At 74.7% G+C, this 23255-nt stretch carries 24 protein-coding genes; 12 read left to right on the top strand and 12 right to left on the bottom strand.

Annotation, left to right across the window (positions count from 1 at the left end; genetic code table 11):
• The first annotated feature begins 140 nt into the window (after positions 1 to 140).
• The 3 genes from AC2TEW_RS23240 to AC2TEW_RS23230 all read left to right on the top strand — a co-directional run bounded on the left by AC2TEW_RS23240 (position 141) and on the right by AC2TEW_RS23230 (position 4547).
• Positions 141 to 1526, top strand: a complete 1386-nt coding sequence (locus tag AC2TEW_RS23240) for a glycosyltransferase family 2 protein (protein ID WP_233288887.1) — start codon at positions 141 to 143, stop codon at positions 1524 to 1526.
• A gap of 100 nt (positions 1527 to 1626) precedes the next feature.
• The gene (locus AC2TEW_RS23235) at positions 1627 to 3732 is read left to right on the top strand and encodes a polysaccharide deacetylase family protein (RefSeq protein WP_484625267.1); all 2106 of its coding nucleotides are present in this window, start codon (positions 1627 to 1629) and stop codon (positions 3730 to 3732) included.
• On the top strand, positions 3729 to 4547 hold the full coding sequence (locus tag AC2TEW_RS23230; protein WP_484625266.1) for a hypothetical protein: 819 nt from the start codon (positions 3729 to 3731) through the stop codon (positions 4545 to 4547). The genes AC2TEW_RS23235 and AC2TEW_RS23230 overlap by 4 nt, the downstream gene beginning before the upstream one ends.
• Positions 4548 to 4641: 94 nt before the next feature.
• Here AC2TEW_RS23230 and AC2TEW_RS23225 read toward each other — a convergent pair whose 3' ends face one another.
• Together AC2TEW_RS23225 and AC2TEW_RS23220 are read right to left on the bottom strand one after the other, a co-directional pair.
• A complete protein-coding gene (locus AC2TEW_RS23225; protein ID WP_484625265.1) occupies positions 4642 to 5271 on the bottom strand; it encodes a TetR/AcrR family transcriptional regulator in 630 nt (209 codons plus the stop codon).
• A gap of 137 nt (positions 5272 to 5408) precedes the next feature.
• Entirely contained in the window at positions 5409 to 6035 is a 627-nt protein-coding gene (locus AC2TEW_RS23220) for a helix-turn-helix domain-containing protein (RefSeq protein ID WP_484625264.1), read from the bottom strand.
• Positions 6036 to 6113: 78 nt separating this feature from the next.
• On the opposite strand from AC2TEW_RS23220, the gene AC2TEW_RS23215 reads away from it, so the two are divergent.
• From AC2TEW_RS23215 to AC2TEW_RS23195, 5 genes are all read left to right on the top strand, one after another.
• Positions 6114 to 7160 carry a class I SAM-dependent methyltransferase gene (locus AC2TEW_RS23215; protein ID WP_484625263.1) on the top strand — a complete coding sequence of 349 codons (1047 nt, stop codon included), beginning with the start codon at positions 6114 to 6116 and terminating at the stop codon, positions 7158 to 7160.
• A gap of 95 nt (positions 7161 to 7255) precedes the next feature.
• Positions 7256 to 8710: an MFS transporter gene (locus AC2TEW_RS23210; RefSeq protein ID WP_484625262.1), complete on the top strand. Its 1455-nt coding sequence runs from the start codon at positions 7256 to 7258 to the stop codon at positions 8708 to 8710.
• 144 nt (positions 8711 to 8854) lie between these two features.
• Positions 8855 to 9319: an SRPBCC domain-containing protein gene (locus AC2TEW_RS23205; protein ID WP_484625261.1), complete on the top strand. Its 465-nt coding sequence runs from the start codon at positions 8855 to 8857 to the stop codon at positions 9317 to 9319.
• On the top strand, positions 9316 to 9696 hold the full coding sequence (locus AC2TEW_RS23200; protein ID WP_484625260.1) for an ArsR/SmtB family transcription factor: 381 nt from the start codon (positions 9316 to 9318) through the stop codon (positions 9694 to 9696). The genes AC2TEW_RS23205 and AC2TEW_RS23200 overlap by 4 nt, the downstream gene beginning before the upstream one ends.
• 24 nt (positions 9697 to 9720) lie before the next feature.
• On the top strand, positions 9721 to 10158 hold the full coding sequence (locus AC2TEW_RS23195) for an SRPBCC family protein (protein ID WP_484625259.1): 438 nt from the start codon (positions 9721 to 9723) through the stop codon (positions 10156 to 10158).
• A 51-nt stretch (positions 10159 to 10209) separates the two neighbouring features.
• Here the strand turns inward: AC2TEW_RS23195 and AC2TEW_RS23190 are convergent, their stop codons facing one another.
• The 5 genes from AC2TEW_RS23190 to AC2TEW_RS23170 all read right to left on the bottom strand — a co-directional run bounded on the left by AC2TEW_RS23190 (position 10210) and on the right by AC2TEW_RS23170 (position 15661).
• Positions 10210 to 11343 (bottom strand): aminotransferase class I/II-fold pyridoxal phosphate-dependent enzyme, encoded by a 1134-nt coding sequence (locus AC2TEW_RS23190; RefSeq protein WP_484625258.1) that lies wholly within the window; start codon positions 11341 to 11343, stop codon positions 10210 to 10212.
• Complete coding sequence (locus tag AC2TEW_RS23185) at positions 11340 to 11984, bottom strand: helix-turn-helix transcriptional regulator (protein WP_484625257.1); 645 nt, start codon at positions 11982 to 11984, stop codon at positions 11340 to 11342. Before AC2TEW_RS23185 ends, AC2TEW_RS23190 begins: the two co-directional genes overlap by 4 nt.
• A gap of 235 nt (positions 11985 to 12219) precedes the next feature.
• Positions 12220 to 12966 carry a hypothetical protein gene (locus AC2TEW_RS23180; RefSeq protein ID WP_484625256.1) on the bottom strand — a complete coding sequence of 249 codons (747 nt, stop codon included), beginning with the start codon at positions 12964 to 12966 and terminating at the stop codon, positions 12220 to 12222.
• On the bottom strand, positions 12959 to 14752 hold the full coding sequence (locus AC2TEW_RS23175) for a phosphatidylglycerol lysyltransferase domain-containing protein (protein WP_484625255.1): 1794 nt from the start codon (positions 14750 to 14752) through the stop codon (positions 12959 to 12961). Before AC2TEW_RS23175 ends, AC2TEW_RS23180 begins: the two co-directional genes overlap by 8 nt.
• A 147-nt stretch (positions 14753 to 14899) precedes the next feature.
• Positions 14900 to 15661, bottom strand: a complete 762-nt coding sequence (locus tag AC2TEW_RS23170; RefSeq protein WP_484625254.1) for a DUF6585 family protein — start codon at positions 15659 to 15661, stop codon at positions 14900 to 14902.
• A 246-nt stretch (positions 15662 to 15907) separates the two neighbouring features.
• Here AC2TEW_RS23170 and AC2TEW_RS23165 point away from each other — a divergent pair, with 246 nt between their 5' ends.
• From AC2TEW_RS23165 to AC2TEW_RS23150, 4 genes are all read left to right on the top strand, one after another.
• Complete coding sequence (locus AC2TEW_RS23165) at positions 15908 to 16402, top strand: DUF4383 domain-containing protein (protein ID WP_484625253.1); 495 nt, start codon at positions 15908 to 15910, stop codon at positions 16400 to 16402.
• A gap of 54 nt (positions 16403 to 16456) precedes the next feature.
• Entirely contained in the window at positions 16457 to 17296 is an 840-nt protein-coding gene (locus AC2TEW_RS23160) for an alpha/beta fold hydrolase (protein ID WP_484625252.1), read from the top strand.
• Positions 17297 to 17323: 27 nt separating this feature from the next.
• Positions 17324 to 17608 carry a hypothetical protein gene (locus tag AC2TEW_RS23155; RefSeq protein WP_484625251.1) on the top strand — a complete coding sequence of 95 codons (285 nt, stop codon included), beginning with the start codon at positions 17324 to 17326 and terminating at the stop codon, positions 17606 to 17608.
• 233 nt (positions 17609 to 17841) lie between these two features.
• On the top strand, positions 17842 to 19020 hold the full coding sequence (locus AC2TEW_RS23150; RefSeq protein ID WP_484625250.1) for a Rieske 2Fe-2S domain-containing protein: 1179 nt from the start codon (positions 17842 to 17844) through the stop codon (positions 19018 to 19020).
• A 12-nt stretch (positions 19021 to 19032) separates the two neighbouring features.
• Here AC2TEW_RS23150 and AC2TEW_RS23145 read toward each other — a convergent pair whose 3' ends face one another.
• From AC2TEW_RS23145 to AC2TEW_RS23125, 5 genes are all read right to left on the bottom strand, one after another.
• On the bottom strand, positions 19033 to 19446 hold the full coding sequence (locus AC2TEW_RS23145) for a hypothetical protein (RefSeq protein WP_484625249.1): 414 nt from the start codon (positions 19444 to 19446) through the stop codon (positions 19033 to 19035).
• Between the two features lie 120 nt (positions 19447 to 19566).
• Positions 19567 to 21171 (bottom strand): alpha/beta hydrolase, encoded by a 1605-nt coding sequence (locus tag AC2TEW_RS23140; protein WP_484625248.1) that lies wholly within the window; start codon positions 21169 to 21171, stop codon positions 19567 to 19569.
• Positions 21168 to 21473 carry a hypothetical protein gene (locus AC2TEW_RS23135; protein WP_484625247.1) on the bottom strand — a complete coding sequence of 102 codons (306 nt, stop codon included), beginning with the start codon at positions 21471 to 21473 and terminating at the stop codon, positions 21168 to 21170. Before AC2TEW_RS23135 ends, AC2TEW_RS23140 begins: the two co-directional genes overlap by 4 nt.
• A 228-nt stretch (positions 21474 to 21701) precedes the next feature.
• Positions 21702 to 22613 carry an SDR family oxidoreductase gene (locus tag AC2TEW_RS23130; protein ID WP_484625246.1) on the bottom strand — a complete coding sequence of 304 codons (912 nt, stop codon included), beginning with the start codon at positions 22611 to 22613 and terminating at the stop codon, positions 21702 to 21704.
• Positions 22610 to 23236: a TetR/AcrR family transcriptional regulator gene (locus AC2TEW_RS23125; RefSeq protein ID WP_484625245.1), complete on the bottom strand. Its 627-nt coding sequence runs from the start codon at positions 23234 to 23236 to the stop codon at positions 22610 to 22612. The genes AC2TEW_RS23130 and AC2TEW_RS23125 overlap by 4 nt, the downstream gene beginning before the upstream one ends.
• Between the last annotated feature and the right edge of the window lie 19 nt (positions 23237 to 23255).

Here is a 23255-nt window from a genome sequence, read left to right as displayed (position 1 = left end):
GGGTCCTGCTCGCCGACCGCCCCGACCAGCCGCAGGCCCCCGCCCCCGGCGCACCCGCCGGCCGCGCCGAGCGGCTGCTGCCCCAGCTGCCCCCCGGCGTCCGCGCCCGCGAACGCCGCCCCGGCCCGCTCGGCCGCGCCATGGACCGGATGGACCCGGCACTGCGCCACGGCGTCCGCCGCGTGCTGACCCTGCTGTGCATCCTGCCGCTGCTGCTGATCCTCGCCCGCGAGGCACCCCGGCTGCCGCAGAGCCCCCTGGTGCTCGGCTACGGCTTCGTGGTGCTCGCCGGCACCATCGCCATGCTGTACATCGCCTACAGCAAGTACGACGACCCGTCGGTGCGCGTCCTGCGCAAGCGCCCGCGCCGGCTGGAGGACTTCCCCGCGCTGCCCCCGCTGCCGCGGGTGAGCTTCCTGCTCGCGGTCAAGGACGAGGAGGAGTGCATCGAGGACTGCGTCCGCTCGATGGCCGACTCCCAGTACCCCGACCTGCAGATCATCGTGGTCGACGACCTCTCCGAGGACGGCACCCGCGACGTCCTGCGCCGCCTGGAGCACGAACTCGGCATCACCGTGCTCTACCTGGAGAAGAACCTCGGCAAGAAGCACGCCCTGGTCCGCGCCTGCGAGATCGCCGACGGCGACGTCATCGCCTTCACCGACTCCGACTGCATCCTCGCCCCCGACGCGCTGCGCCGCTGCGTCGACGCCCTGGTCCGCCACCCCGAACTCGGCGCCGTCAGCGGCCACTGCCGCGCCCTGAACGCCCCGGTCTCGATCTTCACCAAGGCCCAGGACGTCTGGTACGAGGGCCAGTTCCGGGTCGCCAAGGCCGCCGAGTCCACCTTCGGCTCGGTCACCTGCGTCTCCGGCCCGCTGGCGGTCTTCCGCCGCGACGCCATCTACAACTACCTCCCGGCCTGGGCCGGCGACCGCTTCCTCGGCGCGCCGTTCCGCTTCGCCACCGACCGCCAGCTGACCGGCTACGTGCTCGGCCAGAAGTGGAAGGGCAAGTCGCTCAAGCGCCAGTACGCCGACTCGCCGTTCGTCACCGAGCAGGACTACCCCGAGCGCCAGTGGCGGATCGGCTACGTCGAGTCCGCCCGGGTGTGGACCAACGTGCCGGCCCGGTTCCGGCCGTTCATGAAGCAGCAGATCCGCTGGAAGAAGAGCTTCATCCGCAACCTCTGCTTCACCGGCACCTTCATGTGGCGCCGGGGCCTCGGCCCCGCCCTGCTCTACTACGGCCACGCCCTGTGGGTGGTCGCCGCCCCCGTGATGGCCTTCCGCCACCTGCTCTGGGCCCCGATCCACGGCGCCGCCTTCCTGACCATGCTCTACCTGTGCGGCGTCATCCTCAAGGGCTCCGTCTGGGGCCTGGCGTTCAAGGTCGACAACCCCGGCGACCCCCGCTGGCGCTACCGCCCGGTGATGAGCCTGCTCTCCTCGGTGCTGCTCGCCTGGCTGCTGCCCTACTCCCTGCTCACCATCCGACGCGGCGTCTGGTCCAGGAGCGCGACGTGACATCTGCCCTACGCACCCTGCTGCGCGCGATCGCCGCGGTGCTCGCCACCGCCACCGTGGTCGCCGTCTACGCGATCGTGCTCTCCCGAGGGAGCCTGCTGTGACCGATCCGTCCACCGCCCCCCGCCGCCGCGGCCTGACGCACTGGGTGGCCCGGCTGGCGCTCGCCGCCGTCGCGCTCACCGTGCTCGCGCTGCCGTTCTACGCCGGCTGGAAGTACTACGTCTTCCGCCGCGACGTCACCCCGCAGGCCGCGCTCGCCGACCCGGTACGGCTGTCCAAGGCCGAACAGGCGGCCTGGCAGACCGGCGCCGCCGCACTGCCCGACACCGCCGCGCCCGTGGTGCTGACCTACCACGACATCAGCCCGAAGAGCGACAGCCAGTACATCGTCACCCCCGACGCCTTCGACCAGCAGCTCAGCGCCCTGGAGACGGCCGGCTACCGCACCCTGACCACCGACGAGTTCGTCGACTACCTCAAGGGCGGCCCCGCCCCGCCGCGCTCGGTCTACATCACCTTCGACGACGGCACCAACGGCCTGTGGGTCTACGCCGACCGGATCCTGGCGCGCCACCACATGCACGCCGCCTCGTACCTGATCACCGGCAAGGTCGGCAAGAACCGGCCGTACTACCTGTCCTGGGACGAGATCTCCCGGATGGCCTCCTCCGGCCGCTGGGACTTCCAGGACCACACCCACGACCTGCACTGGCGCGGCGTCGTCGACGACAAGGGCACCGAGGCGTCCGCACTGGCCAACCGGCTGTGGCTGCCCGACCAGAAGCGCGACGAGACCTCGGACGAGTACGTCACCCGGATCGGCACCGACCTCGCCCGCTCGGTCCAGGACTTCGCCGACCACGACCTGCCCAAGCCGCAGATGTTCGCCTACCCGTTCTCCGAGATGAGCGAGCGCGGCAACCTTCCGGTGCCCGGACCGTCCCTCCAGTCCCTGCTGGAGAAGACCTTCGCCGCCACCCTCACCGACGTCAGCCGCCGCCCGCTGCCGGCCGGCCGCCGCGCCGCCGCCGCCCGCCAGGTCCAGCGCCTGGAGGTCTACCAGCACACCACCGCCAAGGACCTGGTCGCCGACGTCGCCCGCTGGACCCTGGTCCCGCCGGTCGCCGACGCCGCCCTCGACCACCCCGAGCAGTGGACCCGCAGCGACGGCAGCAACGACACCGGCACCGGCGTCCTGACCGGCGCCGGCCCCTACCCCGCCGGCGCGACCTACGTCTCCGCCGACTACCTGCCGATGGCCTCCGCCGACTGGACCGACTACACCGCCACCGCGACCGTCACCGACCTCGCCGACAACACCAACGTCGGCATGACCGCCCGGGTCGGCAGCCTGGAGCCGATCTCGGTCAGCGTCAGCCGCAACACCGCCGTGCTCTACCGCGGCACCGGTGACAAGCGCGAACAGCTCGCCAGCAAGCCCCTGGTCCCGGCCGCCACCCACACCGTGGAGGCCACCGTCACCGGCACCACCACCCGGTTCACCGTCGACGGCCGCACCGAGCTCACCGCCACCGGCACCGCCGTCGGCGGCAACGCCACCGGCGGCATCGCGCTCAACGTCCGCAACGGAGCCGGCGGCAAGTGGCCCGCCTTCTCCAAGGTCGCCGTCAAGCAGACCGCCGCCACCGGCGCCACCGCCGGCCCCAGCCAGCTCGACATCGCCAGGGCCGTCCTGCTCGACCCCGCCGCCAGCTGGGCGTTCGCACCCGGCGAGTCCTCCAGCATGAAGGTCGGCGGCGACGGCCTGTCCCCGCAGGGCCTCGCCCTGTCCGACTACGCCGCGTACGAGCAGCTGCGCACCGCCTCCTGGACCCGCTACACCGTGCGCGGCACCGTCGCCCGGCTGAACACCCCGCAGGTCAGCGGGGCACTGTGGGCCCGGGTCGGCAGCTCGCAGGCGGTCAGCGTCGAGGTCAGCCGCCGAGGGGTCAAGGTGCTGTCCGGCAGCGCCGACAACCGCAAGGTGGTCGCCACCAAGACACTCGCCGACGCCGACCACCACGACGTCACCATCACCGTCGGCGCCGAGGCCACCTGGATCACCGTCGACGACGCGGTGCACCTGATGCTCCCGGCCAAGGGCGAGACCGGCGGCGTCGCCTACTCCGCCTACCGGGACGTCACCCGGCACGCCTGGCCCACCGTCCGCAACCTCAAGGTGACCCCGGCCGAGGTGAAATGACCGTCCCCGCCACCCCCCACCAGGCGGACGACACCGCCGTCCCCCGCCGAGCGCTGCTGCTCGGCGGGGCGGCGGCGGTCGCCGCCGTCGTGTTCGGCGCCGACTCCGCGCCCGAACCGCTGCGCCCGTTCACCGCCCGGCCGCTGCCCCACGACGGCCTGCTCACCAACGAGTACGCCTTCCGGCACCCGGACGCCCCCGACGCCCACCCCGACCCGGACTGGGTGGTCACCAGCGGCTCGCTGTTCGCCGACGGCGGCGCCCTGTGGACCGGCACCCCGGACGGGCAGAGCCCCGACCCGGCCTCCGCCCGGCACACCGACTCCGCCGTCTTCCGGCTGGTCACCCGCCGCCGGGACTTCGCCGACTGCACGGTCCGCGCCGAGGTCCTGCTGGAACCGCCCGTCACCACCTCCCGCACCCCCGCGCAGGACTGGGACGGCGGACACCTGTGGCTGCGCTACCGCAGCCCGCAGGAGCTGTACGCGCTGAGCTTCCGCCGCCGCGACGGCGTCGTGGTGGTCAAGCGCAAGACCCCTGACGAACACGGCGCCGCCGACGCCGAAGGCAGCTACGAGACCATCGCCGAAGCCAAGCACGCCATGGAGTACGGCAGCTGGCACAGCGTGGAGGCGAGCGTCGCCGACACCCTGACCGGCGCGGTCCGGCTGCGGCTGGCCGTCGACGGCCGGGTCCTGCTCGACGTCAAGGACCAGGGCGGGGAGCGGATCACCGCGCCCGGCGGCGTGGGCGTCCGGGCCGACAACTCGGACCTCCGGATCCGGGCGTTCTCGGTCGGCCCGGCCCGGATCTGAGCACCGCTCCGGCCCTCCTGGGGACCGGCCCGCACCCTTCGGGCGGACCGGCCCCGGGACAGGCCGGCTCCCGGGCGGGTCAGTCCCCGGCGGGTCAGTCCCCGGCGGTCCCGGTGCTCCCGGCGGCCGCGAGCAGGGCGAGCACGGTCACCTCCATGGTGCGCCGGGCCCGCGCCACGTCCAGGCCGGCGCAGCGCCAGTGGTGCCAGGCGCTCCACGTGGTGACCGCGTCCAGCCCGTTGAGCAGGTCGGTCCGCGCCTCCTCGGGCAGCCCGGCCAACTCCTCGGCGAAGACCTCCGCGAGCCGCAGCCGGGCGAACTCCAGCACCTGCCGGATCACCGCCTCCACCCGCGGCGACGGGCTCTCCAGCCGTAGGACCGCCAGCCGGGTCGGTGTCAGCCCCTCCAGGATCCGGGACCGCTGCTCGGCCAGCGCCGCCACCCGCTGCGCCCGCGGCCCGGACACCGGCAGCGGCCGGACCTCGGCCATCAGCCGGTCCAGGCGCCGCTGCACGGCGAGATCGGTGAGCTCCGCCAGGTCGGCGAAGTGGTGGAACAGCAGCCGCCGCGACACCCCGGCCCGCTCGGCCACCCGGTCGGCGGGGAACCGGGTCCGCCCCTCCTCCAGCAGCGCGAGCATCGCGTCCGCGATCCGCTCGCGGGTCTGCCGCCCCCGCTCGGTACGGCCGTCCGGGCTGCCGCCGGGCGGCTCGGCCTGCGTCACCTGGGACCTCCGTCGTCCGCCCGCGGCCCGGGCCGCACGCCCGGACCCGCACCTACGGGGGCAAGCCTACGGAGTCCGGACGGCGGGCCCCAACGCCGTCCGCCCGCCGCCGCTCCGGCGCCGGAGCGGCACGGCGCTCACCGCGGACCGCCGGCCGCCGCCGGACCGCCGCCCGCGTCCCGGCTGCGGGGCCTGGCGCGGACGTGCATCCGCTCGCCCTGCCGCCCGAACAGGCTGAGCACCTCCACCGGGCGCCCGTCCGCACTGCTGAACCAGTGCGGCACCCGGGTGTCGAACTCCGCGGCCTCGCCCGGGCCGAGCACCAGGTCGTGCTCGGCGATGACCAGCCGCAGCCTGCCGTCGAGCACGTACAGCCACTCGTAGCCCTCGTGGGACCGCAGGTCCGGCTCGGAACCCCGGTCGGCGATGACCATCTTGTACGCCTGGAGGGGCCCGGCGCCGCGGGACAGCGGGACGACCGACCCGCCGTTCGGCAGGGTGCGCGGGGTCAGCCGGACCCGCGGGTCACCCACCTCCGGCGCGCCGACCAGGTCGTCCAGCGGCACCCGGTAGGCGCCGGCGAGCGGCAGCAGCAACTCCAGGCTGGGACGGCGCTGCCCGGACTCCAGCCGGGAGAGCGTGCTCTTGGAGATGCCGGTGGTCTCCGAGAGCCCGGCCAGGGTGAGGCCGCGCTTGGCGCGCAGTGCCTTGAGCCGCGGGCCGACCTCGTCGAGGACCGTGCGGTACTGCTCGGGTTCGTCCATGCGGACATTCCACCCCCGCCGTCCCAGGATTGGCAACAAGAATTGCCGCGGGACCGGACCCGGGTGCACCCTCCCGACATGAGCACCCATCGCGAGCACAGCCAGCAGCAGCACAGTCGGCACCAGCACGGACAGCAGGGGCACGGACAGCACCAGCACGGACAGCACGACGGCGGCCCGGCCCCGCACGGGGCACCGGCGCAGGGCAACGGCCACGGACACGACCACGGCAGCACCGAGATCGACTGGGAGGTGATGGCCGCCCACCTGGAGCGCAACGCCGAACTCCAGCTCCCGGCCCTGCACCAGGCGGCGGCCCGGCTGCGGGACCGGCTCGGCCCGGACCGGGAGGTCCGGCGGATCCTCGACATCGGCAGCGGCCCGGGCGTGATGACCTGCGTCCTGGCCGAGACCTTCCCCGGCGCCGAGGCCGTCGCCCTGGACGGCGCGCCCGGCCTGCTGGACCGGGCACTGGCGCGGGCCGAGCGGCTCGGCCTGGCCGGCCGGGTCGCCGTCCGGCACGCCGAACTGCCGGCCGGCCTGACCGACGCCGAATCCGGATCCCACTCCGACTCCGACGCCGCGGGAACGGGCACGGCCGACCTGCTCTGGAGCAGCCGCGCCGTCCACCACCTCGGCGACCAGCAGGCCACGCTGGGCGCGCTCACCCGACTGCTGCGGCCCGGCGGCCTGCTCGCCGTCGCGGAGGGCGGCCTGCCGATGCGCTACCTCCCGCGCGACATCGGCATCGGCCGGCCCGGTCTCCAGGCCCGGCTCGACGCCGCCCAGGAGCACTGGTACGACCGGATGCGGGCCGAGCTGCCCGGCAGCGTCGCCGTGGTCGAGGACTGGCCGGCGATGCTGCGCAACGCCGGACTCGCCGACGTCGGGAGCTTCAGCACCCTGGTGGACCTTCCGGCCCCGCTCGACGGCCCGGCCCGGGAGTACCTGATCGGCCACCTGACCCGGCTGCGCGGCGCGGCGGACGAGCTGCTGGACGCCGAGGACCTCGGGACGCTCGACGTGCTGATCGACCCGGCGGCACCGGAGGGCATCCTGCTGCGCCCCGACGCCTTCCTGCTGTCCGCCGTCACGGTCTTCACCGGCGTGCGCCCGAGCCGCTGACCCGGCCCGCCGCCTACCCGCTCGCCCGCCCTGCGCCCGCCCATCCGTCCGTCCGTCACCCACCCCTCGCCCGTCCTCACAGAACGGACCACCCGTTGAAGCCCCTCACGGCCGGACCGGTTCCGGCAGCGGCCCGATCCACCCCGGGGACACCGTCCGCGCGCCGGGCGCTGGCCGGCCTCTCGCTGTCGATGCTGCTGTCCTCGCTCGGCACCAGCATCGCCAACGTCGGCCTGCCCGCCCTGGCGCGGGTGTTCACCGCGTCCTTCCAGGACGTCCAGTGGATCGTCCTCGCCTATCTGCTGGCGGTCACCACACTGATCGTCAGCGTCGGACGGCTCGGCGACCTGATCGGCCGCCGACGCCTGCTGCTGGCCGGCCTCGCGCTGTTCACGGCGGCGTCGGTGCTGTGCGGCCTCGCCCCCGCGCTCTGGCTGCTGGTCGCCGCCCGGGCGGCCCAGGGCGTGGGGGCGGCCGTGATGATGGCCCTGACCATGGCGTTCGTCGGGGAGATCGTCCCGAAGGCGCGGACCGGGAACGCGATGGGCCTGCTCGGTACCACCTCCGCGATCGGCACCGCACTCGGCCCGTCCCTGGGCGGCCTGCTGATCTGGGGGTTCGGCTGGGGGGCGGTCTTCCTCGTCACCGCGCCGCTCGGCGCCGTCGCCCTGCTGCTGGCGTACCGTCACCTGCCCGCCGACCGGCCGCGGCCGGTGGCCGGCCGGGCCCGCCTCGACCGGGCGGGCACGCTCCTGCTCGCGCTGACCCTGGCGGCCTACGCGCTGGCGATGACGATCGGGCGCGGCTCCTTCGGTCCGCTCAACCTGGCGCTGCTGCTGGCGGCCGCCGCCGGGGTCGGCGCGTTCGTCCGCACCGAGGCGAGGGCCGCGTCCCCGTTGATCCGGCCGGCGGCCCTGCGTGACCCGGCGCTCGGCGCGAGCCTCGCCACCAGCGCGCTGGTCTCGACGGTGATGATGGCCACGCTGGTGGTCGGGCCGTTCTACCTCGCCCGTGCGCTCGGGCTCGGACAGGCCGTGGTCGGCCTCGCCCTGTCGGTCGGCCCGCTGGTCGCGGCGCTGACCGGCGTGCCGGCCGGCCGGGTCGTCGACCGCTTCGGGGCCGCCCGGATGACGGTGGCCGGGCTGGCCGGGACGGCGGTGGGCTCGCTCCTGCTCGCGGCCCTGCCCCCGACCCTCGGGATCGCCGGCTACCTGGTGCCGATCGGGCTGGCCACGGCGGGCTACGCGGTGTTCCAGACCGCCAACAACACCGCCGTCATGGCGGACGTCGATCCCGACCGGCGCGGTGTCGTCTCCGGCATGCTCAACCTGTCGCGCAACCTCGGCCTGATCACCGGGGCGTCGGTGATGGGGGCGGTCTTCGCGTTCGCCTCGGACGCGCGGGACGTCACCACGGCCGCGCCCGGCGCGGTCGCCACCGGGATGCGGGTGACCTTCGCCGTCGCGGCGGCCCTGATCGTGCTCGCGCTCGCCCTCGCGGTCGGCAGCCGGGCGCAGACGCGCCGTACGGCTGACCCGCGCCCTTCCTGACCGGCCCCGCGGCCGTCGCGTCCCCGTCCCAGCCATCGCGTCCCCGTCCCGGCCCCGCCCGTAAGTGCAACGTCTGGTTGCGCATCGGGTGGGGCCGGACTACCGTGATACGCAACCGAACGTTGCGAGAGGTCGGAGACGGGCATGGAGTACGGCAGCATCGAGCGCGAACTGCACATCGACGCCTCGCCCGAGGTGGTGTTCGAGGTGCTCAGCACTCCCGAGCACATCCGGGACTGGTGGAGCGCCGAGACGGCGTTCGAAGCGGAGGCCGGTGCGACCGGCAGCCTCACCTGGACCGACCGGGACACCGGTCGGCGGCAGACCGCGCCGTTCACCGTCGTCGAGGCGGACCCGCCGCGCACGTTCTCCTTCCGCTGGACCTACGACGAGGGCGGGACCGCCGGTCCGGGCAACTCGCTGCTGGTCACCTTCGAGCTGGTCCCGGCGGGGGAGGGGACCTTGGTCCGCTTCCGCGAGACCGGCTACCGGGAGCGGGGCTGGGAGGCCGCCGTACTGGAGGCGCACTACAACGACCACCGGCAGGGCTGGGACTTCTACCTGGCGCGGCTGGCCGCCTCCGCCGCCCGGCTCGCGGCCGCGCGATGAGCAGCGCCGCGGGCGGCGCGACGAGCGCCGCCGTCGACGACGAGCTCTGGTCCGCGATCGGCGACCCGACCCGGCGCCGGATGATCGACCTGCTGCTGAGCGACGGCCAGGGCACCGCGACCACCCTCAGCGCCCACCTGCCGATCACCCGACAGGCCGTCACCAAGCACCTGACCGTGCTCGACCGGGTCGGGCTGGTCCGCTCCGCACCGTCCGGCCGGGAGAAGCGCTACCACGTGGACGAGGCGCAGCTGGCCCGCGCTGTCGCCCAGCTGAACGCCGTCGGCGAGCTCTGGGACGCCCGGCTGCGGCGGATCAAGACCCTCGCCGAGACGATCCAGCGGGCCAGGAACGCCGAGAACGACCCTGACACGTAAGAGCGACGAGCAAGGAGGAGCGACATGGTGGACATCCTGCACCGGGTGGGAATCATCGCACCGCCCGCGAAGGTCTACGAGGCGCTCACGACCGTCGACGGCCTGGCGGCCTGGTGGACGGCCGATACGAGCGGCGACCCCGACGGGGTCCTGGCCTTCCGCTTCGGCGAGGTCGGCGGCTTCGACATGAAGGTCCTCGACCTGCAGCCGGACGCGGGCGTGCGGTGGGAGGTGGTCGACGGCCCGGCCGAGTGGATCGGCACCACGGTCGGCTTCGACCTGACCCGGGAGGGGGAGTGGACGATCGTGCTGTTCGCCCACCGGGGCTGGCGCGAGCCGGTCGAGTTCATGCACCACTGCAGCACCAAGTGGGCGACCTTCCTGATGAGTCTGAAGTCCCTGGTGGAGACCGGTACCGGCGCCCCGCACCCGCACGACGTGCAGATCAGCAACTGGCACTGACCGCGGGCGCGTCGCCGCACCTGACCCACGCCCGCCGCCCGGGGGCGTGGGTCAGCCGCGGGTGCGGAGCCAGTCGGCGAAGGCGGCCAGGGCGGGTTCGGGATCGCGGCGGCCGAGGCCGATGCGGAAGCGGTCGGCGGGGGTCGGCGTCAGCTCGGACCGGTAGATGCTCGCCGGCAGCAGCAGGACCCCGGCCTGCTCGACCAGGCCGGTGCAGAACGCCTCCACCCCGTCCGGGCCGAGGTAGCGCGGGTAGGCCACGCAGCCGCCGTCCGGCGCCCGCCAGTCGAACAGCTCGGGGTAGCCGGCGAAGAAGGCGTCGAACACCGGCAGGTTGGCGGCGATGACGGCCCGGTTGCGGGCCAGGATCTGCTCGCGGGCCTTGACGGCGATCCGGGCCAGCACCTCGCTGGGCGCCGAGTTGCAGATGGTGGTGTAGTGCTTGGCGCGCTCCAGCCGGGAGCGCAACTCCCGGTCCCGGCAGGTGATCCAGCCGATCCGGAGGCCGGGCAGGCCGAGCGACTTGGAGGTGACGTTCAGCGACAGCGCCCGCTCGGACAGGTCCGCCGCCTGCGGCAGGGTACGCGCGGGGTCGCGCTCCAGCCCGCGGTAGACCTCGTCGCTGAACAGCCGGATGCCGCGCTCGTCGCACAGCCGGGCCAGCGCGGCGAAGTCCGCCGCGTCGATCACCTTCCCGGTCGGGTTGTTGGGGAAGTTGACCGACACCACCCGGGTGTTCGGGCGGAGCGCCGCGGCCACCTCGTCGAGGTCGAGCGCCCAGTCGCGGGCCGGGTCGAGGGCCACGCCGGTGACCTCGCACAGGGACAGCGGAACGGTCTCGGCGGCCTGGTAGTTGGGCGTGAGCACGACCGCGTGGTCGTCCGGGCCGAGCAGCACCTGCATGGCCAGGTAGAGCGCCTCCTCGGCGCCGGCGAAGCAGATCACGTCGTCGGCCCCGGCCCGGGTGTACATCTGCGCGATGGCCTGCCGCAGGCCCGGGTCGCCGAAGGTCTCGGTGTAGCCGAAGGACAGCGTCTTCCAGGCCCGGAGGTCCTCCGGGTCGGCCAGCGCGAGCAGTTCGGGCATGGTCATGGTCTGCGCGTCGGAGGCGGTCAGGTGGTGGCGGGCGGTGAACTCCCAGCGGGAGAAGTAGGTTTCGAGCCGGAAGTCGGGAAGTCGGGTCATCGGGGGTCGCTCCGGTCCTTGAGTTCGGCGAGCAGGGCGTAGACGGTGGAGCGCGAGGCCCCGAGGGCGGTGGCGACGACCGGGACCGCGCGCCGGACGGTGAAGACACCGGCCCGGTCGAGTTCGGCGAGGACGGCGAGCCGGTCCTCGCGGCCGAGGCGTTCCACCGGCCGTCCGCGGGTGCGGACGAACTCGCCGACGATCTGCTGGACCCGCTCGGTCCAGTCCTGCTCGAACAGCGCCTCCGGGCGGGGTGCGGTGGGGGCGGCGAACCCGGCCAGCAGGGCGGCGGCCCGGTCGAGCGGCGTGCGGTCGAGGTTGACGCAGAGCACCGCCGACGGCTCGCCGTCGGGCCCGCGCAGCACGGCACTGACCGAGGACAGCCGCCGCCCGTCGGCCAGCAGCTTCTCGTAGGGCCCGTAGACGTCGTGCGCCGAGGGCTCCAGCCGGTCCAGCTCGCCCAGCAGCGAGGGGTCGCCGGCGGCGCGCCTGGTCATCGGGTTCCAGATCGCCAGCACCCGGTCGCGCCCGGCGTCGTGCAGCACCACCTCGGCGTACGGGCCGAGCAGCAGGGCGACCGCCTGGCACACCGGCGACCACTGCCGCACCCGCGGATCGGGGGTGCTCTCCTCGTGTTCCATGTCTGGACTGTACGTCCGGACTGGACGAACTGTCCAGGGCCTCTGGTGACCTGCCCGGGCGTGTCGTCGGCGGCCGTACGTCGTTGACCGGGTGAGCGTCCCCGACCGGGGCGCGGCACGGTGGCGTCGGCACGCACCCGCCCGGCCCCCACCCGGGGCCGGGCCGCCGGTGGCACTGACCGGGGCGGCCGGCACGGCACCGGCCGCCCCTCCGGCGCGCCGGCTGCCCGGGGCGTCAGCTGCTCGGGGCGCCGCCGAGGAAGTCGACCAGCCGGTCCCAGACCGTGCGCCGGTCGGGCGGGAAACGGCGCCGGGCCTTCGCCTGCTTGGCCGAGCCGTCGGGGTAGCGCCAGCGCGCCCACGGGGAGTCCGGCTTGGCGATCCTGATCGCGGCGACGGCGGCGACCAGCGGGATCAGGACGCCGATCAGACCGGTGGCGATCTTGCCCTTGAGCAGGGCGCACAGCGAGCAGCCGAGGTTGAGCAGCAGCACCACGGCCACGGCCGGCGCGCTGTCCTCGGTACCGAGGTCGAAGGGGTTGGCGCCGAGCATCAGCAGCAGCCCCATCGAGGCGGCGATCAGCACCGCGTCCACCGACTTGCGGCCCTCCGAGGACCAGTAGACGTCGTCCAGGTGGAACCAGAGCGCGAACTCGTCCAGGGTGAGCGCCGCACCCGCGCCGAACACCGCCGCCAGCACGGACCGCCACACGGTGGCCGGCTGGTAGGCGAACTCCGCCGCGCCGGCGATCAGCATCAGGAAGATGCCGTACACCTGGTGGTGGATGTGCAGCCCGCCGACCGAGACGTCCCGGAACGGGCCCTTCCCGGCCCGGATCATCCGGGTCACCATCCTGGTGATCAGGAAGGTCACCACGAACGCACCGACCATCCAGCCGATCCCGGTCCGCAGCGGCACGCTGGTACCCGGGTCGGCCGCCGCGGCGGCGGACCCGGCGAGCAGGGCCGCGCGGTCAGCCATCGGAGCCGCCGCCCGCGGCCCGGCCGCCCTCGCCCGGACCGTCCGGCCCCGCCGCCGCGGTGTGGCGGCGGCTGAACAGGGCGGGCAGGCTCGGCGTCTCCAGGAACCCCTCGGCCCGTGCGGAGGCCAGCGCGATCCGCGGCAGCTCCCCGCCCTTGCGGAAGCACAGGTAGCGCGGCTCCCAGATCGGCCGGTACTTGGCGTTGGCCCGGTACAGCGACTCGATCTGCCACCACCGGGAGAAGAACGACAGCACCGCCCGCCACAGCCGCAGCACCGGCCCCGCGCCGAGCCGGGAACCGCGCTCGAAGACCGCGCGGAACATCGCGAAGTTCAGCGAGATCCGCACGATGCCGAGCCCGTCCGCCGCGTTCACCAGGTCCAGGACCATGAACTCCAGCAGCCCGTTGTCCGCCTCCCGGTCGCGGCGCATCAGGTCCAGCGACAGCCCGTCCTTCCCCCAGGGGGTGAAGCTGAGCAGGGCGCGCAGCGTGCCGTCGCCGTCGGTGCACTCGATCATGACGCACTGTCCGTCCTCGGGATCGCCGAGCCGCCCGAGCGCCATCGAGAAGCCGCGTTCCGTCTCGCCGCCCCGCCAGTGGTCGGCCAGCCGGACCAGCGCGTCCATGTCCTGCTCGGCGATGTCGGCGTGCCGGCGGATCCGGGTGGTGTACCCGGCGCGCTGGACCCGGTTGTACGCCTGCCGCAGCCCCCGCATGGCGCGGCCCTCCAGGCTGAACTCGGCGACCTCCAGGATCGCCTCGTCGCCGAGTTCGAGCGCGTCCAGGCCGTGCCGGGCGTAGACGGTGCCCGCCTCCTGGCCGGCGCCGATGACGGCGGGCACCCAGGCGTTGGCCCGGGCCTGGTCCAGCCACGGCTCGATGGCGCCGGGCCAGGCCTCCGGGTCGCCGATCGGGTCGCCGGAGGCCAGCGACACGCCGCCGACCACCCGGTACGCGATGGCGGCCTTGCCGGACGGGGACCAGGCCACCGACTTGTCGCGGCGCAGCGCGAAGTACCCCAGCGAGTCCCGCTCGCCCCACTGCTCCAGCAGGGCGCGCAGCCGGGCCTCGTCGTCGGCGGTCAGCCGCTCGCGGTTCTTCGGCGCGCGGAACAGCACGTACAGCACCAGCAGGAACACCAGGACGCCGGCCAGGTTCACCACCACGTCCACCCAGCGCGGCACCGAGACCCCGTCCACCTCGACGTCGCCCGAGAGGGTCAGCACCCGGGCCACCGCGTAGCCCAGGTCGCCGCCTGCGCTACCGGTCGGGTCGGTGTCGGTCGCCACCACCAGCGCCGTGCCGCCGGCGATCACCACCGCGAGGCCGAGCACGGCGGTGGCCACCGCCAGCTTGGCGTTGCCGGGGGCGCCCCGGCCCTGGAACTGGGAACGGCCCAGGAACAGCGCCACGGTGACCGCGCAGGTGATCGCGGTGGAGATCCAGTTGACGGCGTGCGAGCGGATCACCGGCTGGCTCAGCGTCAGCACGAACACCAGCGACACCAGCACGTACAGGATGACCGCGAACCACCACGCGGCCCGTTTGCCGCGGCCCAGCATCACCGCGAGGAAGACCGCCAGGGCGAAGGAGGTGAAGCCGGTCGTGAGCGGGAACGGCGGGTACAGGTCGCCGGTGTTCACCTGGTCGAACTGGTTGCGCAGCGGCGCCAGCACCACGGCCAGCAGGATCAGGGCCGCGACGATCCTCAGGTACCCGACCACCAGCCGGGCCGAGACCCGGGCCACCCGGCTGTCGCGCGTCCGCTGCTGGGCCTGTGACATCCGCTGCGCATCGCCTTCCGGGCCCCGGTACCCCGCCGACCCGGGGCACACCTCTGACTCAGCGTCGGGCCGGTGCCCCCACCCCGCGACCGCTGGACCCCGGACGGGCGACGGCTCGCGCCGGCCCGTCCGGGGAGCGGGCCGTGATCAGCCGTTCGACCCGCGGTGAGCCGCGCGGAAGTGCTCGGCCACGGTGAGGAAGAGGAAGAAGTTGGGGATCCGGGCGACCGGTGTGTTCGACCACGCCAGCAGCTTGCCGGCCTTGCCCAGGAAGACGGTGCCGTTCTTGACCTCGATCCGCTGGATCTCGTGCCAGTGCGCGGCGCCGCGCTTGGCGCTGACGACACCCTCCGCCGCCACGGCGAGGTCGCCGAACCGGACCGTCGTCCCGCCCGCCACCGCGGCCGTCACCCCGGGCAGCTGGGCCCGGGTGATCTCGTACTGGACGGCCGCGCCCCAGCGCTCCGGCTCGGCGTAGAAGTTGGTGAGCTTGACCTCGGAGCCGTCCGCCCGGAACAGCGTGTACAGGTAGGTGGTCCCCACGTAGACGCCGTTGGCGTACCGCCGGGTGATCTGCTGGAGCACCGTCATCGCGTCCCAGCGGAAGGACGCGGTCGGGCCGCTGCGGTCGGCGACGACCAGGCCGTGCTCGAACAGGTGGAGCCGTTTGGCGGCCTGCTTGCGGGACAGGTTGGGGGTCTGCACGAGCAGCCAGACGAACATCAGGCCCGGCAGGACGAAGCAGGCCAGTCCGAGGACCGCGAAGAGGAAGAGCCCGGCCATCCGCCAGAGACCGTGGCGCTGGGGGGCGAAGGTCTCGCGGTGCTGTCCCAGCCCTTCCGCGGCGGCGAGGGCCGCGACGGCGTCCGGTATCTGCTCGTGGGTCAGGGGTGCTGCGGCTGTCGCCATGGTGCCTCTTTCATCGCGCCCGGGAGTCGTGCTGCCACGGGCGGGTGGTGCTGGTGCGCGGATCCTACTGAACGCCGGTCACCCCTCCCACCTGGGGTTCCGTGCCGGTCCCGGCACCCTGCGCGGCCGTGGCGCGGCCGTGGCGCGGCCGTGCGGTGCGCAAACGCTGCAACTGCCGATCCGGGCGCACGGCGCAGATCCTGGGACAGGAGGCGTCCGCCTCCCCGACCTGATCGGAGCGGGGTCATGGACTTTCGGGACGAGCTACCGGTCGACCACCGGCTGGCCCGGGTCTACCGGCTCGGCGGCGGCCTCTGCGGCGCCGCCCTGCTGGTGTTCGGCTGCCTGGGCCTGGCCGACGGCCTGGCCTTCTTCGACACCCGCGGCCAGCAGGTCGCGGGCCTGTCCAGCAACGGACTGCTCAGCCTGGTGTCGATCGTCACCGCCGTGGTGCTCATCGCCGGCGCGGCGATCGGCGGCAACACCGCCTCCACCGTCAACATCGCGGTCGGCGGGCTGTTCGTGCTGAGCGGCTTCGTCAACCTCACCCTGCTGGACTCCGGCGCCAACCTGCTGGCCTTCCGCATCCCCAACGTGGTCTTCAGCTTCGCGGCGGGATTCGCCATCGCCACCTTCGGCATGTACGGCCGGGTCAGCACCAAACTGCCGCACGACAACCCGTACTGGCGCCACCGCCACCAGCAGCCGGACACCGGACCCGCGCAGCACGTCACGCGGTGACACCCCGCCGCGCCCGGCCGCGCGCTGTCGGCGGGGCGCCCTACCCTCTCCACCATGACCACGGAGTCCACGCTCGACCTCGGCGGCGGCCGCACCCTGCACCTGTACGACACCGGTCCCGGCCGCGGCGGACGGCTGCCCGTGATCTGGCACCACGGCACCCCGAACACCGGCGCGCCGCCCGAGCCGCTGTTCGCCGCCGCCGACCGGCTCGGACTGCGCTGGATCTCCTACGACCGGCCCGGGTACGGCGGATCGGCCCCCGCACCCGGCCGGGACATCGCCTCGGGCGCCGCCTGCGCCGCGGCCGTCGCCGACGCGCTCGGCATCGAACGGTTCGCCGTGGTCGGCCACTCCGGCGGCGCACCGCACGCCCTGGCCTGCGCCGCGCTGCTGCCCGACCGGGTCGTCGGCGCGGTCGCCATCGCCTCACTGGCGCCCCACGACGCCGACGGACTCGACTGGTACGCCGGGATGGCGGACTCCGGTGTCGCCTCGCTGCGCGCCGCGGCCGCCGGCCGGGAGGCGAAGGAGCGTCACGAAGCCTCCGGAGCCGCGTACGACCCGGAGTTCACCCCGGCCGACCTGGCCGCGCTGGCCGGCCCGTGGTCCTGGTTCGGGAAGGTCGTCGGCCCGGCCGTGGCGGCCGGCCCCGGCGGGCTGATCGACGACGACCTCGCCTACGTCAGCCCGTGGGGCTTCGACCCGGCCCGGGTGACGGCACCGATCCTGCTGCACGGCGGCCGCGACCGGGTGGTGCCCGCCTCGCACAGCGCGTGGCTGGCCCGCCGCTGCCCCGGCGCCGACCTGCGGCTCACCCCCGACGACGGCCACATCTCGGTGCTCACGGGCGCGGCCGACGCCCTCGCCCTGTTGCGGGAACGCGCCACCTGAGGCCCCCGGCCGGGAGACACTCGTCCGATGGACAGCTACCACGGCACCGGAACCCTCGAATGGTGGGCCAACCGCTCGACCTGCCTCGGCGCGTTCGGGGTGGACCTCGACATCCGCGTCGACGAGGGCGGCTGGACCTGCGCGGCCGCACACCGCAGCCGACTGACGGAGGACGAGCGGGAAGGGTTCGCCTTCCTGATGGCGCTCGACCCGGTCTTCACCCTGTGCCTCGAGGACGGGAGCAGCATCCTGGTCGACGTCGAGGCGGACGGCGACGCCCGGCGCCTGGGCCTCAGCGTCTTCGCGGGCTGACCGGCCCCGGCCCGGGCCGGCCACGACCCGGCCCGGGCCCGTCGCGGTTGCCGATTCACCTGCCCGCGTCCACCGTGGGGAAGTGGAGTCCTGCCGCGGCCGGCGGTCCACCCCCGGCCTCCGGGACGCCGGACGCGATGCCGCCGAGGCGGCTCGGTGTTGGACGCGTAACCCCCGGAAGCCCGACGCCCCGGCGGCCGCGCCCTCCCGGCCCGAGCGCAAGGGAGCAGCACATGACCGACGCCCGACCCGGAACGGACCGTCACAGCACCGCCCGGCCGGCGGCCGACCGCGGGACGGCCGTCACCGACCTGCGGCGGATCGGCATCAACCGGGACCACTGGTACCCGGTCGCCCGGTCCCGGAACGTGCCGAAGGAGCGCACCTTCGCCGCCGTCTTCGCCGGCGAGCGGATCGCCCTGTACCGCGGCCGCAGCGGACGGGTCTACGCGCTGGAGGACCGCTGCGCCCACCGCCAGGTCCCGCTGAGCATGGGCGTGGTGGAGGGCGACGCGCTGCGCTGCTGCTACCACGCCTGGGCCTACCGCGGGAACGGGAACATCTCCCAGATCCCGTACCTGCCCAAGGGCTGCGAGCGGCCGCCGCGCGGGGTCGCGAGCTATCCGGTCCGGGAGGCGTACGGCCTGGTGTTCGTCTTCCCCGGCGATCCCGACAAGGCCGAGTCGGCGCCGTTCCCGGTCCTGCCGGAGTTCGCCGCCGCCTCCCACCGGACCATGACCTTCTCCCGCACCGTGCGGTGCCACTACTCGTTCATGCACGAGAACCTGCTCGACATGAACCACCAGTTCCTGCACCGCGGCGTCCTGGGCCGGATCCAGCCCGAGCTGCTCGGGTACGAGAGCGGCCCGCGGTTCGTCGAGGCCCGGTACCTGTTCGTCCCCGCCGGGGGGCGGAAGGACCGCGGCGCCGGGCTGCTGTCGGCCGAGGGGATCGGTGGCAAGGACCGGCCCGACGTGGTCACCATCCGCACCGAGTACCCGTACCAGACGCTGCGGGACGTGCCCGAGGGCGCCGAACTCCCGGCGTTCTCGCTCTGGGCCGCCTACGTGCCCGAGGACGCCGAGCAGCGCACCAACCACGCCTACGGCCTGCTGATGATCGCGAAGCCGCCGGTCCCCGGCGTGCTCCACCTGGCGTGGCCGCTCATCCGCCGCTTCACGGAACGCGTCTTCGCCCAGGACCGGATGGCCGTCGAGGCCGAACAGCGCGCCTGGGACGAGCAGGGCGAGGACCGCAACCACGAGGTGTTCCCGCTGATCCTGGACGTCCGGGAGGTACTGCGCTCCAACGGCGTGCCGCTCGACCCGCCGGCCGGCGCCCCCGCGGACCCCGGCAACGGCGGGCGCCCCGCCACGGTCACCGAGGCCAACGGCTCCACCGGCCGGGGATGACCCGGCGGACCGTCAGCCGGACGACGGCGCGGACGGCATCAGGCACCGGGTGACGACCCGGAACAGCAGCCGTCCGCCGCCGACCGTCGTCTCCACACCGACCAGGTAGCGGCCCTCGGGCCGGAAAGCGTCCAGCAGCGCATCGGGGCGGCCCGCCAGCGTCTCGCGGTAGCCGCCGACCTCGAACCCCTCCTGCTCCAGGGCGGCCCGGATCCGGCGGACGGCCTCCGGGTGCCGGGCCGCCGGGACGTCGCTGTACACCGCGTACGCCAGCGTGTACCGGCCGTCGGCCGCCACCTCACCGCCCCGGCCGACACACGGGCGGAACGACGGGCCCGCCGACCCCGGGGCCAGCACCACGCCCGCCGACCGGGCCAGGTACTCGGTCAGCTGCCGGGCCCAGTCGGCGGCCTGCTGACGGTCCATCACCGGAAGCGGCTCGAACGGGCCGGCCGGTGGGGCAGGGTGGGACATACGGCCTCCGAGGAGAGGGAACGCGACAGCCGCGGGCGCGGCCGCGACGGAACGCCAGGACCGGGACGGGCCTCACCCCGCCGCCGTCATCGGCTGCTTGCCGGCGATGATGCGGCCCTGGTTGAGCAGGCTCTGACTGTCCGGATCCCAGTAGCCGCTGTGCCCCGAGGTGTCGGTGGCGATCACCGTGCCGCCGAAGCCCGCCGTCATCGGATCCGCGCCGAGGGTCCGCCCGGCCGCCAGCCGGATCGGGTCGTTCCGGGCGGCACCGACCCAGACGTGCCCGGGAGCCGCGTGCAGGTCCGAGGCGCGGGCGGTGGTCATCCCCGGGCTGGCGACGGCCACCAGGTCATCGGCGTCCAGGCCCCCGCCCCCCGCGGCGGCGGCGCCGACGGCGGTGGTGCCGTAACTGTGCCCGATCACCGTCAGATGGCTGCGGTTGCCGCCCTGCGCCACCCGGGTGCCCCGGGTGAAGCGCCGCATCGCCTCGGCGCCGTCCTCGGCCCGGCCGCGGCCGGCCACCCCCAGGCTCTCCGGGGGGATCTCGGGCGCGTCGTACCCCAGCCAGGAGATCACCGACACGCTCCGGCCGGGCGCCACCGCGCAGGCCGCCTGCTGCAGCCGGCCGATCCGCTCCAGCTGGCCCGGCATCCGGGCCAGCGTGGTGCCCGTCCCCGGCACCAGCACGGCGGTGTGCTGAGCGGTGTCCGGGTCGCCCAGTGCGACGATCGCCCGCCCGTCCCCGACCGGTTCCAGACCCAGCAGGAACAGCCGCTGCGCCGACGGGCCGCCGTCCTGCCGCTCCAGACGCTCCTTCAGCACCCGCAGGGCGTTCTGCCGCTCGTCGTACTGCCGGTACGTCAGGCCGGAGCCGCGCGGGCTCCCCGCCCTGAGCGCGTCCAACTGCTGCTCCAGGACCAGCCGGTTGGCCCGGTCGCGGACGGCGGCGGGCAGGCCGTCGAGCCGGCCCACCTCGGCCGGGTGCAGGGCCAGGTGGGCGCGCTGCTGCTCGGGCGTCAGCGAGCGCCACCAGTCGGCGGACCGCTGCGGATCGGTGTTGCCGGGCAGGTACTCGCCCAGGCCGAGCGCCGCGAACACCTCCCCGGCGTCCCGCGCGGCCTCGGCCGCCCGGCCGAACACCCCGGGCCGGGTGAGGATGCCGCCCTCCAGCCGGTCGAGCGCGCGGGCACCCCGGTCGCTGGCCTCGCGGGCGGCGGCGAGCGCCGCGTCGATCCGCTGCTGGACCTGGCCGCGCAGCACACCGAGCCGCTGCCACCGGTCCCGGGCATCCGGGTCGTGCCGGTCGCCCGGCTCGGGGACGGGCAGGCCCACCAGGCCGTCGCCGGTGACCGGCAGGTCCCACTCGTCGGCCCGGCGCAGCGCGTTGAGCAGATCGGTCCTGGCCTGGTCCATCCGCTCGGCGACGGTGTCCAGGGTGAGCGCGGCGGCCTCGCACTCGACCCGCAGCACGTCGAGGAACTCCTCGCTCTGCTCCATCGCGTAGAACGCGGCGTCCGCGTCGCGCCCCGACCAGCTCTGCCGCAGCGGACCGTCGACCTGGGCACGGTGCCGGGAGCCGGCGGCGTCGCCGTGGGCCGACAGCCGCCGCCAGGCCCGCGCGGCCTCCCGCACACCGTCCGGGTCGAAGGACCGCAGCTGCGGGAAGAGCGCGTTCACCGGCCGGCCCGCAGGAACTCCCCGGCCACCGCACGGTCGGTACCGCGGTGCTCGCGGGCGGCGCGGTCCAGGTTCGCGGCGGTCTCGCGGAACCGCTGCCGCAGGCCGTCCAGGGCGGGCGCCCAACTGTCCGCCATCCGCTCCAGCGCAGCGCCGACGGACCACGCCGCCAACGGCGCGGCCGCCGCCCGGCTCGCCGCGACGGCACCCTCGGCGGGCGCCCCGAACTCCTCGGCGAGCGCGTCCGCCACCCGCGCGGACGCCGCCAGCTCGTCCGGCCGAACCCACATCACATCGCCCACGGCACACCCCTTCGGCCGGTCCTTGCGGTACGGAGGACTCGGACCCTAGCGAAGCCGCCGGGGCGCGGGGGCGGTGCGGGGGCGGCGGTAACCCGGGTTCGGCGGGTGGGAGTTGGTGCGCCGGGGCCGTGGCCGGCCGGGGCGGTGGGCTTTCGGGGTGGTGGGGCGGTGGCGGGCCGGTATCGCCCGAAAGGGTGAGGGGGCGAGGGTGGGGAAGGCCGGCCGGCGTCAGAGTGGGTCGCCGAGTGGGCCGTGGCGGTCCTCGAGGGCCTCGGCCCAGTGCGCGGCGAAGTCCGGCTGCGAGCCGTCCGCGTCGGTGAAGCCGTACTCCCGGTACAGGCCCCAAGTGGCCAGCGCGCGACCGGTCCTGGCCATCGCCTCGGGGTCCGCGGCCAGCGCCGCTACCGCCCGGCCCAGATAGGCGGGGGACTCCGAATGGGCGAAGTCCGGGTCCGCGGCGATCCCGTCCCGCCAGGTGGCCTCGGTGACGCCGAAGTGCTCCAGCATCGCCTCCGAACGCAGGAACCCCGGGGTCAGCGCCACCGCCGCCACCCCGTACGGCCGCAGCTCGGCGGCCTGCGCGACGGCGAGCCGGATCACCGCCGACTTCGCGAGGTCGTAGAAGAACGAGCCCCGGTAGCGCGCCGTGTTGCCGTCCGTCACCTCGACCACCAGACCGCTCCGCCGCGCCACCAGCAGCGGAAGGGCGAACCGGCTGGTGATCACGTGGGTCTCCACCGCCTGCCGCAGCAGCCGCAGACCGGTCTCCAAGTCCTGCTCCCACAGCGGGTGTTCCCAGTCGGTCAGCGGGTCACCGCCCCAGACCGAGTTCACCAGCAGGTCCAGCCGGCCGTCCTGCTCGGCGGAGATCCGCGCGACCAGCGCCTCGACCTCGGCCGGGCGGCTGTGGTCGCAGCGGACCGCGATGCCGGTACCGCCCGCCGCCGACACCAGGGCGGCGGTCTCCTCGACGGTCTCGGCCCGGCCCAGTTCGGAGCGGTGCGTGCCGCTGCTGCGCCCGGTGACGTACACCGTCGCCCCGGCGGCGCCGAGTTCCACGGCGATGCCGCGGCCGCCGCCGCGGGTGCCGCCCGCGACCAGGGCCACCCGGTCGGCCAGCGGGCGGTTGTGGTCGGTCATGATGCCTCCGGGTCGGGGTCGGGGTCGGGGTCGGGGCGGTGGGTCCGGTGCGGGGCCAGGACGGCGTCGAGTTCCCGCCGGACCCGCTGCGCGAGGGTGCCGCGGCGCTCCAGTGCCCAGGTCAGGCCGGCGCCCGCGGCGGCCGCCTGGACGGAGTCGGCCAGCGCGGCGGGGTCCGTCCCCGGACGCAGTTCGCCGGTGGCGACGGCCTCGGTGAGCAGCGCGGCGACGGCCCGGCCCTGGGCCCGGTGGACGGCGAGGGCGTGCCGGTGGAGCTCGGGGTCGGTCAGGTCCAGGCACAGGAACGCCAGGTGGTTGGCGAAGCGCTCGGGGGTGGTCATCGCCGCCATCGACTCCGTCACCAGGGCCGCCAGCGCGTCGAGCGCCGTGCCGTGCCGTTCCCGGACCCGCTCCGGCAGTGTGTCGGCCTCCAGGGCGGACCGTTCGGCGAGCGCCACCAGCAGCCCGCGCTTGGACCCGAACCGCTGGACGAGCGTGCCGGGCACCAGCCCGACCTCGCGGGCCACCGCGGCCAGGGTCAGCCCCGCCGGGCCGACCCGCCCCATCACCTCGGCCGTCGCCCGCAGGATCACCGCGTCCTCGACCCCTCGCGGGCGTCCCATCAGCGTGTCCTCCCGGATG

Source organism: Kitasatospora sp. NEAU-CNBT7, from assembly GCF_057220535.1.
This window is presented reverse-complemented; position numbering and strand designations above follow the sequence as displayed.

Bases quoted from the DNA above. Each gene is read 5' to 3' on its own strand.
- AC2TEW_RS23170 (WP_484625254.1), bottom strand. From the start codon at position 15,661: ATGGCGACAGCCGCAGCACCCCTGACCCACGAGCAGATACCGGACGCC.
- AC2TEW_RS23200 (WP_484625260.1), top strand. From the start codon at position 9,316: ATGAGCAGCGCCGCGGGCGGCGCGACGAGCGCCGCCGTCGACGACGAG.
- AC2TEW_RS23180 (WP_484625256.1), bottom strand. From the start codon at position 12,966: ATGGCTGACCGCGCGGCCCTGCTCGCCGGGTCCGCCGCCGCGGCGGCC.
- AC2TEW_RS23205 (WP_484625261.1), top strand. From the start codon at position 8,855: ATGGAGTACGGCAGCATCGAGCGCGAACTGCACATCGACGCCTCGCCC.
- AC2TEW_RS23230 (WP_484625266.1), top strand. From the start codon at position 3,729: ATGACCGTCCCCGCCACCCCCCACCAGGCGGACGACACCGCCGTCCCC.
- AC2TEW_RS23215 (WP_484625263.1), top strand. From the start codon at position 6,114: ATGAGCACCCATCGCGAGCACAGCCAGCAGCAGCACAGTCGGCACCAG.
- AC2TEW_RS23190 (WP_484625258.1), bottom strand. From the start codon at position 11,343: ATGACCCGACTTCCCGACTTCCGGCTCGAAACCTACTTCTCCCGCTGG.
- AC2TEW_RS23145 (WP_484625249.1), bottom strand. From the start codon at position 19,446: ATGGACCGTCAGCAGGCCGCCGACTGGGCCCGGCAGCTGACCGAGTAC.
- AC2TEW_RS23220 (WP_484625264.1), bottom strand. From the start codon at position 6,035: ATGGACGAACCCGAGCAGTACCGCACGGTCCTCGACGAGGTCGGCCCG.
- AC2TEW_RS23150 (WP_484625250.1), top strand. From the start codon at position 17,842: ATGACCGACGCCCGACCCGGAACGGACCGTCACAGCACCGCCCGGCCG.
- AC2TEW_RS23185 (WP_484625257.1), bottom strand. From the start codon at position 11,984: ATGGAACACGAGGAGAGCACCCCCGATCCGCGGGTGCGGCAGTGGTCG.
- AC2TEW_RS23160 (WP_484625252.1), top strand. From the start codon at position 16,457: ATGACCACGGAGTCCACGCTCGACCTCGGCGGCGGCCGCACCCTGCAC.
- AC2TEW_RS23240 (WP_233288887.1), top strand. From the start codon at position 141: ATGGACCGGATGGACCCGGCACTGCGCCACGGCGTCCGCCGCGTGCTG.
- AC2TEW_RS23175 (WP_484625255.1), bottom strand. From the start codon at position 14,752: ATGTCACAGGCCCAGCAGCGGACGCGCGACAGCCGGGTGGCCCGGGTC.
- AC2TEW_RS23165 (WP_484625253.1), top strand. From the start codon at position 15,908: ATGGACTTTCGGGACGAGCTACCGGTCGACCACCGGCTGGCCCGGGTC.
- AC2TEW_RS23195 (WP_484625259.1), top strand. From the start codon at position 9,721: ATGGTGGACATCCTGCACCGGGTGGGAATCATCGCACCGCCCGCGAAG.
- AC2TEW_RS23130 (WP_484625246.1), bottom strand. From the start codon at position 22,613: ATGACCGACCACAACCGCCCGCTGGCCGACCGGGTGGCCCTGGTCGCG.
- AC2TEW_RS23125 (WP_484625245.1), bottom strand. From the start codon at position 23,236: ATGGGACGCCCGCGAGGGGTCGAGGACGCGGTGATCCTGCGGGCGACG.
- AC2TEW_RS23155 (WP_484625251.1), top strand. From the start codon at position 17,324: ATGGACAGCTACCACGGCACCGGAACCCTCGAATGGTGGGCCAACCGC.